This is a genomic window from Roseovarius halophilus (ex Wu et al. 2025), assembly GCF_047086965.1.
Genome location: NZ_JBKOTX010000205.1, coordinates 1 through 9420 on the forward strand (window position 1 = coordinate 1; position 9420 = coordinate 9420).

Sequence of the window (9420 nt, forward strand, 5' to 3'; positions counted from 1 at the left end):
GACGCGCCCGCGGCCCGCGCCGCGCGCGACCGGGTTCTGGCGCGGCTTGCCGCTCAGGGCGTGATGACGCGTGAAACGTATCGCGCCGCCCTGACCGACCCCGTACCGACCGAACGCCGGGGTTTTCCGATGCTGGCCGCACATCTGGCCGATCGCGCGACGGGGCAAAGGCCCGGCGTCACGCGCCATCACCTGACGATTGATGGCGACCTGCAACGCGCGCTTGAAAGGCTTGCACGACGCAGCGCGCGCCGCCTGCCGCCCGGCGTATCAGTGGCCATCCAGATCGCCGATCACCGAAACGGCGAGATCCTCGCCTCGGTCGGTTCCGCCGGCTATGCGGCCCGGCCAGCACGGTACGGCTTCGTTGACATGACGCGCGCGCCACGCTCGCCCGGCTCCACGCTGAAGCCGCTCGTCTACGCGATGGCCTTCGACCGGGGTCTGGCGCATCCACAGACCCTGATCCCGGACCGGCCTGTCACCTTCGGCGATTACAGCCCGGAGAACTTTGACGGCGCCTTCCGCGGTGAGTTGCCCGTGGCCGAGGCGCTGCGCCTGTCGCTCAACATTCCCGTCGTCCTTTTGATGAACGAGATCGGCCCGGCCCACCTGATGGACGTGATGCGTCGTGCTGGCGCGCGGCCGGAACTGCCGGGCGACCGGGCGGGGCTGGCCGTGGCGCTTGGCGGGGTGGGCGTGACGCTGTCCGACATGGTGCAGACTTACGCCATGCTGGCCAATGGCGGACAGGCAAGGCCCCTACGTTGGCGGCAAGGGGCCACGACCGCGCCGGCGGTGCAGGTGCTGGGCCGCACCGCCGCCTGGCAGGTGGCCGATATCCTGTCGGGCGTTGCCCCGCCGGCGGGGGCACCGACATGGCGGCTGGCCCACAAGACAGGCACGTCATATGGTCATCGCGATACGTGGGCTGTCGGGTTCGACAGACGGCATGTCGCCGGTGTCTGGGTGGGACGCCCCGACGGTACGCCCGTGCCCGGTGCCTTCGGTGGCGAGATCGCTGCGCCATTGCTGTTCGAGGCGTTCCAGCGCCTCAAGGACAGGGCCGAGCCGCTGCCACCGCCGCCGCCCGACAGCCTGATCGTCCCGACCGCCGAACTACCGCAACCGCTGCGCCGTTTCACCGGACGCGGCAGCGTGTTCAGTACATCCCCGGGCGCCCCCAAGCTGGTGTTTCCGCCGGATGGCGCGCGCCTGCCGATCACAGATGAGCGGTTGACAGTCAAGCTGCGCGACGGTGTGCCACCATTCACTTTCATGGCGAACGGGCGGCCGCTACGCACCGGGATCCATCAACGCGAAGCCAGCTTACCGGTTGACAGCAAGGGGTTTTCCACGATTTCCGTGATCGACGCCAAGGGGCGCGCCGCGCGCGTTTCCATCCGTATCGACTAGCAGGACCGCCAGGGTCACATCCGTTCGAATGCCAGCGCGATGCCCTGTCCGCCGCCGATGCACATTGTCACCAGCGCACGGCTGCCGCCGATGCGCGCCAGTTCGTAAAGGGCCTTGACGGTCAGGATCGCGCCGGTCGCCCCGACCGGGTGGCCGAGCGCGATGGCGCCGCCATTGGGGTTCACCCGGGCCGGGTCGAGGCCCAGCTCCCTGTTCACCGCCAGCGCCTGCGCGGCAAAGGCCTCGTTCGATTCGACGACATCGAAATCATCGCCGGTGAGACCGGTTTTATCCAGCAGCGCACGCACGGCGGGGACGGGGCCGATGCCCATCACCTCGGGGCGCACGCCGGCATGGGCATAGCCCAACAGACGGGCCTTGGGACGCAGGCCCGCGGCCTTGGCCGCGTCGGCCCGCGCCAGCACGACAGCCGCTGCACCGTCATTGATTCCGCTGGCATTTCCGGGGGTTACTGTCCCGTCCTTTTGAAAGGCGGGACGCAGGCCGGCCAGCGAATCGGGCGTTGTCGGCTTGGGGTGTTCATCCGTGTCGAAGGTGACGGTATCACGCTTCACCCGGACCTCCACCGGGACGATCTGGGACGCGAAGCGACCCGCCTCGATCGCGCGCGCGGCGCGGGTCTGGCTTTCCAGCGCAAAGGCGTCCTGATCCTCGCGGCTGATGCGGTGCTCGGCCGCGACGTTTTCGGCGGTGACGCCCATATGCCCCGTGCCGAAAGGGCAGTTCAGCGCGCCCAGCATCATGTCAAGCGTGCGGACATCGCCCATCTTGGCGCCCCACCGCTGGTCGGGAATGACGAAGGGCGCGCGGCTCATGCTTTCCGCCCCGCCCGCAAGGGCCATGTCGGCATCGCCCAGCATGAGGGATTGCACAGCGGAAACAATGGCTTGCGCCCCCGACCCACACAGGCGGTTGACGTTCATCGCCGGGACGCTGTCGGGGATCTCGGCCTCCATCGCCGCGACACGGGACAGGTACATGTCCTTGGGTTCGGTATTGATCACATGTCCGAAAACGACATGGCCGATTTGCCCCGGGGCGACACCGGCCCGGGTCATCGCAGCCTTGGCGGCGCTGGCGCCGAGCGCCGTTGGCGGCGTCGCGGCAAGTGCCCCGCCGAAAGTGCCGATTGCCGTCCGTGCGCCGTCCAGAATGACGATATCGGTCATTGGGTCACCCCTGTCCGTGAAAACATCTCCATTGGTAACAATATTGCGGGCGCCGGGGCAACGGGAACCTGCCGCGGCGTCGTGGCGTCACGATTAACGCGGCGGGACAGCCATTTTACGCCTGTCGACAGCGCGTCGGTATCGCGGCGGCAACCGCACGGTGCCCGGCTGCGGGGCACGCGGCGGGTTAACGGGGCGCCCGCCGCGATCCCGGAACAAGCGGTTCGCGGCCGGTTCCGGTCAGCAGCCAGCACTCCCGCCCGACGAACACCGCCGGGCGCAGGGGCCGGCCCCACCCGGCGCCGCCGTCAAGGTTGACCCGGTTGCCGTGGTGCCGCGGGTACGGCAGGGCGGTGTGGCCATGAACGACGAGCCGGCCGTGATCGCGCCCGTCGGACAGGAAAGGCTCGCGGATCCAGAGGAGATCGTCGGGCGACTGGTCCGACAGCGCGATGCCCGGGCGTATGCCGGCATGAACGAAGACCAGTTCCGGCGTTTCGTGATAGAGGGGCAGGGTTGCCAGAAATCGGCGATGCGATTGGGGCACGGCGCTGCGCACCGCCTGCCAGTTCGGCGACAATTGCGAGGCCGCAACCCCGTAGGAGGCCAATGTCGCCACGCCGCCCATGTTTTCCCCGAGCCATGCCGGCCCCGGCCCCGGCCCCTCCGCGCCGGCATGCGCGGCGTCAAGAAAGTCGAGAAAAATCTGGTCGTGATTGCCGCGCAGAACGGTCCAGTCATGCCCCGCCGCCTGCCCCGCGATCAGCCTGTCGATCACGCCGCGGCTGTCGGGGCCGCGATCGACCAGATCACCAAGGAAGACGATCGTCGCGTCCGCCCCGCCATCCGCTTCGACCGTGGCAAGCGCCGCGTCGAGCGCCTCGCGCTGGCCGTGAATATCGGGGATGACATAAAGGGGCGTGGGCATGACCACATCCTGACAGGGCCCGGATCAGGCGGCGAGCCCCTTGGCACCGATTTCGAGAAACTTCTTGCGCCGATCCTGAACCAGCGCCTCGGGGCTCTTGGCGTCGAGTTCGCTCAGCATCGCCTCGATCGTCCGGCCGACGGCGCCGATCGTCGCGTCACGGTCGCGATGCGCGCCGCCCAGCGGTTCGTCGATGATCCGGTCGGCCACGCCCAGTTTGCGCAGGTCCTGCGCCGTCAGCCGCAGGGCCTCGGCCGCTTCGCGCATTTTCTCGGCGTCCTTCCAGAGGATGGAGGCGCAGCCCTCGGGCGAGATGACCGAGTAAACCGAGTGTTCCAGCATCGCCACGCGATTGGCCGAGGCCAGCGCCACGGCCCCGCCCGAGCCGCCCTCGCCAATGATGACGGAGACCAGCGGCACGCCGATGGACAGGCATTTCTCGGTGGCGCGCGCGATGGCCTCGGACTGGCCGCGCTCCTCGGCGCCCTTGCCGGGATAGGCGCCGGGCGTGTCCACGAGCGTCACGACGGGCAATCCGAACCGATGCGCCATGTCCATGAGGCGGATCGCCTTGCGGTACCCCTCGGGGCGGGCCATGCCGAAATTGCGTTCGATCCGGCTTTTGGTGTCATTTCCCTTTTCGTGCCCGATCACCATGACCGGACGATCGGCAAGCCGTGCCGGCCCGCCCATCACCGCGTGGTCGTCGGCGAAATTCCTGTCGCCGGCCAGCGGCGTGTACTCGGTGAAAAGCGCCTCGACGTAATCACGGCAATGGGGCCGCTCGGGGTGCCGTGCGACCTGGCATTTGCGCCACGGGCTGAGCGCCTTGTAGAGGTCGCGCAGCAGGTCGGCCGCCTTGCGGTCGAGCGCGCCGGCCTCGTCCTCGACATTCATGTCCTCGCTGGTGCGGGCCATGGCGCGCAGTTCTTCGGCCTTGCCTTCGATCTCTGCCAAAGGCTTTTCGAAATCGAGGTAATGTGTCATCGACTGCTCTCCTGCTGCCCGCCCCGTATATGGCGGGCCGCGCGCGGTTTTGCAATCACCCCGCCGGCGGCGGGTCGGCCGGATTCTGGCCCGGGCCGTCCTTTTCAGGATCATACAGGCACACGCGGTCGCGTCCGCCTTCCTTGGCGCGGTAAAGCGCCAGATCCGCGCGGTGAACGGCAAGATCCAGCCGTGCTACCGACGGGACGGGCGCAACCCCGAAACTGGATGTGACGTGCAGCCGCTTGCCATCAAGGATCAGCGGGTTTTCCCGCACGCGCGCGCCGAGGCGCTGTGCCACGGCACGGCCCTGCGCACCGCCGTCAGCCTCGAGCAGGATGACGAATTCCTCGCCGCCGAATCGCGCGATGATATCCTCCGCCCGGCAGTTCCGAGCCAGCGTCGCGGTGAACTGTCTCAGGGCGTCGTCGCCGGCCTTGTGGCCGAACCTGTCGTTCACGTTCTTGAAATGATCGATGTCGGTGACGATCACCACCAGCGGCCGGCCCGCCAGCGCGGTGGCACGTTCGTAGAAACTGACCCGCGTGCAGGCGCCGGTCAGGACGTCATGGTTGACGGAATATTCCAACCGGTTCGTCAGGTCGTGCACATCGCGCATCCGCTGGCCGATGAAGAAGGAGAACGGCGCCATCAGGATCACGGTGACGATGTAACTGGCATGGGCAACGCGATCGTGGAGCTCGGCCGGCAGCAGCAAGTGCTGCAACCCGATATTGCCCATCAGCGCCACCAAGGTGACGATGACCGAGAACAGGCGCACATCGCCCCGTGTTTTCAACCGTATCCGCATCGTTTCATGCCACCCCGTTACCCTCGGCACACTGACGGGCCCGGGTTAAGATCGGGTGCGCCGCAATGGCGGCCCGCCGCACATAAAGCCGTGCTTTTTAGGAGATTTGAATTGGACAGCCGGCGATGTCACCTTCGCGTGAAAGGTGCGGCGGCGGGCTGGCGGCGGGCGGGCACACCGCCTAGGGTCGGCCAGACACGTCCCGAGGAGCCGCCAATGCCGACCGAGCGTTTCACATTCACCGGCCATGCCGGCCACGAGCTTGCCGCGCGCCTCGATCTGCCCGAGGGGCCGCACCTGGCAACCGCGCTGTTTGCCCATTGCTTCACCTGTTCCAAGGACATCCCGGCCATCCGCCGCATCGCCGCGCGGCTGGCGGGCGCGGGCATTGCCGTGCTGCGCTTCGATTTCACCGGGCTGGGGCATTCGCAGGGCGAGTTCGAGAATACCTCCTTCACCTCCAACATCCGCGACCTCGAACTGGCCGCGGCGGCGCTGGCCGATCGCGGCATGGCGCCGGGGCTGCTGATCGGGCATTCGCTGGGCGGCGCGGCCGTGCTCGGCGCGGCGCGGCGGATCGACAGCGCGAAGGCCGTTGTCACGATCGGCGCGCCGTTCGATCCCGGGCATGTCACCCACAATTTCGGCGGCGCGCTGGAAACCATCGACGCGCAGGGCGTGGCCGAGGTCGATCTGGGCGGGCGGCCCGTGCGGATCGGCCGTGATTTCGTCGAGGACGTGAAGGCCGAATCCCTGCGGGACGAGATCGCGGGGCTGCATCGCGCGCTGCTGGTGCTGCACGCGCCGCGCGACGCTGTCGTCGGGATCGAGAACGCGGCCGAGATCTTCGGCGCCGCCAAACACCCCAAGAGCTTCGTCACGCTCGATGATGCCGACCACCTGATCACCCGCCCCGATGATGCGGAATACGCCGCGCATGTCATCGCCGCGTGGGCGGCGCGGTATCTCGAGCTTGCGCCACCGGCCCCGCCGCCCGGCGCGCCCGAGGGCGTGGTGCGTGTCAGCGAGGCCGACACCGACGGCTTCCTGCAGGATATCAACGCGGGTCCCGACCATCACGTGTTGGCGGATGAACCGGCCGCCTATGGCGGCACGGGCCGCGGCATGTCGCCCTACGGCTTCCTGTCGGCCGGGCTGGGCGCCTGCACCTCGATGACGATCCGGATGTACGCGCGGCGCAAGGGCTGGCCGCTGACCCATGTCAGCGTCGACATCTGCCATGACAAGGTCCATGCACAGGATGCCGACAACCGGGACGCTGCCAAGGTCGACAGGTTCATCCGCGTGATCCGGCTGGGTGGCGACCTGACGGCCGACCAGCGCGCGCGCCTGCTGGAGATCGCCGACCGGTGCCCCGTGCACCGCACGCTCGAACGCAGTTCCGTGGTCGAGACGCGCGCGGGCTGAGGCGCGCGCGCCTCAGTCCTTCGTGCGCAAGCGGGAGCGCTGGACGACCCAGATCACGAAGAGCGGCAACAGCACGGTGATCCCCGTCACGACCAGCAGCAGCCAGCCCAGCTCGGAATAATCCGCCGGCACGTTGACCTCGCCCGTCGCCGGGTCGGTGACCTCGCGCGTGACCACGAAGATCTTGTTGAGGTACTTGGTCAGAAGGCTCGATGCCGACAGCGCGAGGTTGGTGAAGGACGCCATGACAGCAAAGAACGTGGCCTTGAGGTCGGGCGGCGCGTTGCGCGCGATCCAGGCCAGCATCGGGATCATCGCGACCTGGCCGAGCGGCGATTCGATGGCGGTGTCGAGGATGGCGATGAACCGCGCGTCGACCACGCCGGCCGTCCGCGGCGCCGTCCATTCGTGCAGCCCGTAATACAGCCCGATATTGGGCAGGAAAAGCAGCCCGGCCGCCAGCGTCAGCAGGATCACGATCCAGACGATCGGCTTGCGCGCCATCAGCGGGCGCAACAGCACCATCCCCGCCAGCGTCAGCATCGAGGTGATGAGCGACAGCACCGACAGGAACTGCTGGTCGAAACCCAGCACGTCGATGTTGAACCACGTCATGCCGTCGCCCGGCCGCGGCACCGCCCGGAAGAAGAAGATGATCAGCGCCGTCCCCACCAGCGCGCGCGCCTGTGCCGGGCTCAGCGCGCCCACGAGTTGCCGCATCAGCAGCGTCACGATCAGGATGGAACCGGCAAAGATGATCTCCTGTCCGTAGGGCAGCTGCCCCAGCCCCACAGCCAGCGTGATCGCCACGAACCCCGCGCCACCGACGAAATACCACGGGTTGGGCGTCGTCTTCTCGTCCGGGCCCTCGAACAGCGCATCGGCCTCGGCCGGGCCCAACCCCGTTTTCAACAGGTTCCGCCGGGCGCGGTATTTCTGCAGTCCCGCCAGCACCACCCCCGATACCGACATCACCGGGATCAGCAGGGCGGTCAGGTAGATGCCGGCATAGATTGCCGCCTTGTCCTCCTCGGCCATCGCCTCGATCCCCGAGAACATGTAGATGTTCAGCGCCGCGACGACCACCGTGCCCGAGATCAGCGCGAAACGGCCCAGCGTCTGCATCGTGGTGTGCATCGCCTTGGCGGTTTCCTCGGGGATGGGCCGGCCGCGATCGTCGACGCGCGGCACCGCCTCCACCGACATGGCGTCGGCCACCGCGTCCTGCAGGACAAGGCCGCACGGCGCCAGCAGGTAGCTGGTCACGTACCATGCCTCGACCGGCATGATCGCCGCCATCACCGCACGGTGCGTGATCACCAGGTACATGATGAAGACGCTCAGCCCCACCAGCCCCGCGCCGAGATAGACCAGAAGCCACTTCCAGCGCCATATGATGTCCACGAGGTGCCCCAGCGGCATCTTCAGCGCCCAGGGGATGCCGGCCCAGAAGGCCAGACCGGCGAGGTAGGCCGCCGACAGGTCGAGGTATTCCTTGACGTAGAACGTCCCGACGATGGCCGTCAGACCCGAAAAGCCGGCGGCGAAATAGACCATCAGCGGCGGCAGGTAGGACCAGCGCATCTGCCGGGCCAGATCGAACACGATCGCATCCACCCAGCCGGGCCGCCCGGTTTCGTCAGCCATGTCTCCGCCTGCCCCGTTTGACCACGCGGCGCAGCCTATCCCGGCGGGGCCGCCGCGATCAACGCCCTGTCTTCTTCTCGGTCCAAATACCCGCGATCCCGCCGGCGCGGCCGGGCGCGACCGGGGCAGCGGGGTGCCCGGCCTCAGGGCTTGGGGTGATCGTCGTATTCGTCCGACAGGATGCGGCGGGCGTCGCCCTCGGGGTCATCGTACTGGTTCGAGCGGACCGTGTAGATGAAGAAGACAAGGCCAAGCCCCCCGAGGATCAGCGAGATGGGGATGAGATACGCCAGAATGTTCATGCCCGCCCTTTCAGCCTGAGCGCGTTCAGCGATACCGTAATCGAACTTGCCGACATGGCCAAGGCCGCGATCAGCGGCGTGGCCAGCCCCGCCACCGCGAGCGGGACCGCGACGATGTTGTAGAGGGTCGCGATACGGAAGTTTTCGCGGATCCGCCGCGTCGCCGCCCGGGCCGTGCCGCAGGCGGACGCGATGGGCGACAGGTCCCCGCCCAGCAGGACGATATCCGAGGCGACCCGCGCCGCGTCCAGCGCCGAGGCCGGCGAGATCGAGACATGCGCCGCCGCCAGCGCCGCCGTGTCGTTGAGCCCGTCGCCCACCATCAGCACGGTGCGCCCCTCGCGGGCCATTGCCTGGATACGGGTGGCCTTGTCGGCCGGCAGTGCCTCGGCCATCCATTGCGTGATCCCCAGGCGACGGGCCAGCGCCTCGACCGCCGGGGTGGTGTCGCCTGACATCAGGTAGACGGACTTGCCGCTGTCCACGAGGGCCTGCACGGCCGCCTCGGCCCCGTCGCGCAGGCGGTCGGCAAAGGTGAAGGCCACCGGCGCCGCATCGCCGCGCTGCAGGTAGCTCGCGGTTTCGGCCCCCGGCTCGGCCCCGGTCCAGCTTGCGCGGCCCAGCCGCACCTCCTGGCCCTCGAAGACCCCCTTCGTGCCGTGGCCCGGCACCTCGGTCACGTCGGTCACGGGGGCGGCGGCGAAACCGGCC

Annotated in this window: 9 protein-coding genes; 2 read left to right on the forward strand and 7 right to left on the reverse strand. The window is 68.3% G+C overall.

The window, feature by feature from the left end; all coding sequences use genetic code 11:
- Positions 1-1416 (forward strand): penicillin-binding transpeptidase domain-containing protein (locus ACH107_RS26705; protein WP_412508689.1); only part of this gene is annotated, 1416 nt, incomplete at its 5' end.
- 14 nt (positions 1417-1430) lie between these two features.
- Here ACH107_RS26705 and ACH107_RS26710 read toward each other — a convergent pair.
- The 4 genes from ACH107_RS26710 to ACH107_RS26725 all read right to left on the reverse strand — a co-directional run bounded on the left by ACH107_RS26710 (position 1431) and on the right by ACH107_RS26725 (position 5320).
- On the reverse strand, positions 1431-2606 hold the full coding sequence (locus ACH107_RS26710; protein WP_412508690.1) for an acetyl-CoA C-acyltransferase family protein: 1176 nt from the start codon (positions 2604-2606) through the stop codon (positions 1431-1433).
- Between the two features lie 187 nt (positions 2607-2793).
- Entirely contained in the window at positions 2794-3534 is a 741-nt protein-coding gene (locus ACH107_RS26715) for a metallophosphoesterase family protein (RefSeq protein ID WP_412508691.1), read from the reverse strand.
- A gap of 24 nt (positions 3535-3558) precedes the next feature.
- On the reverse strand, positions 3559-4521 hold the full coding sequence (locus tag ACH107_RS26720; RefSeq protein ID WP_412508692.1) for an acetyl-CoA carboxylase carboxyltransferase subunit alpha: 963 nt from the start codon (positions 4519-4521) through the stop codon (positions 3559-3561).
- Between the two features lie 55 nt (positions 4522-4576).
- Positions 4577-5320, reverse strand: coding sequence for a GGDEF domain-containing protein (locus ACH107_RS26725; protein ID WP_412508693.1), 744 nt, complete (start codon positions 5318-5320; stop codon positions 4577-4579).
- A 228-nt stretch (positions 5321-5548) separates the two neighbouring features.
- On the opposite strand from ACH107_RS26725, the gene ACH107_RS26730 reads away from it, so the two are divergent.
- Positions 5549-6760, forward strand: coding sequence for an alpha/beta fold hydrolase (locus tag ACH107_RS26730; protein WP_412508694.1), 1212 nt, complete (start codon positions 5549-5551; stop codon positions 6758-6760).
- Between the two features lie 12 nt (positions 6761-6772).
- Here the strand turns inward: ACH107_RS26730 and ACH107_RS26735 are convergent, their stop codons facing one another.
- From ACH107_RS26735 to ACH107_RS26745, 3 genes are all read right to left on the reverse strand, one after another.
- On the reverse strand, positions 6773-8407 hold the full coding sequence (locus ACH107_RS26735; protein ID WP_412508696.1) for a hypothetical protein: 1635 nt from the start codon (positions 8405-8407) through the stop codon (positions 6773-6775).
- A gap of 143 nt (positions 8408-8550) precedes the next feature.
- Positions 8551-8709 carry a cbb3-type cytochrome oxidase assembly protein CcoS gene (ccoS, locus tag ACH107_RS26740; RefSeq protein WP_412508697.1) on the reverse strand — a complete coding sequence of 53 codons (159 nt, stop codon included), beginning with the start codon at positions 8707-8709 and terminating at the stop codon, positions 8551-8553.
- The coding region (locus ACH107_RS26745) for an HAD-IC family P-type ATPase (RefSeq protein WP_412508699.1) at positions 8706-9420 on the reverse strand (715 nt) is incomplete at its 5' end. The genes ccoS and ACH107_RS26745, both read right to left, overlap by 4 nt.

Excerpts from the sequence above, each read along its gene's own strand:
- ACH107_RS26710 (WP_412508690.1), bottom strand. The coding sequence starts at position 2,606 with ATGACCGATATCGTCATTCTGGACGGCGCACGGACGGCAATCGGCACT.
- ACH107_RS26715 (WP_412508691.1), bottom strand. The coding sequence starts at position 3,534 with ATGCCCACGCCCCTTTATGTCATCCCCGATATTCACGGCCAGCGCGAG.
- ACH107_RS26720 (WP_412508692.1), bottom strand. The coding sequence starts at position 4,521 with ATGACACATTACCTCGATTTCGAAAAGCCTTTGGCAGAGATCGAAGGC.
- ACH107_RS26730 (WP_412508694.1), top strand. The coding sequence starts at position 5,549 with ATGCCGACCGAGCGTTTCACATTCACCGGCCATGCCGGCCACGAGCTT.
- ACH107_RS26735 (WP_412508696.1), bottom strand. The coding sequence starts at position 8,407 with ATGGCTGACGAAACCGGGCGGCCCGGCTGGGTGGATGCGATCGTGTTC.
- ccoS (WP_412508697.1), bottom strand. The coding sequence starts at position 8,709 with ATGAACATTCTGGCGTATCTCATCCCCATCTCGCTGATCCTCGGGGGG.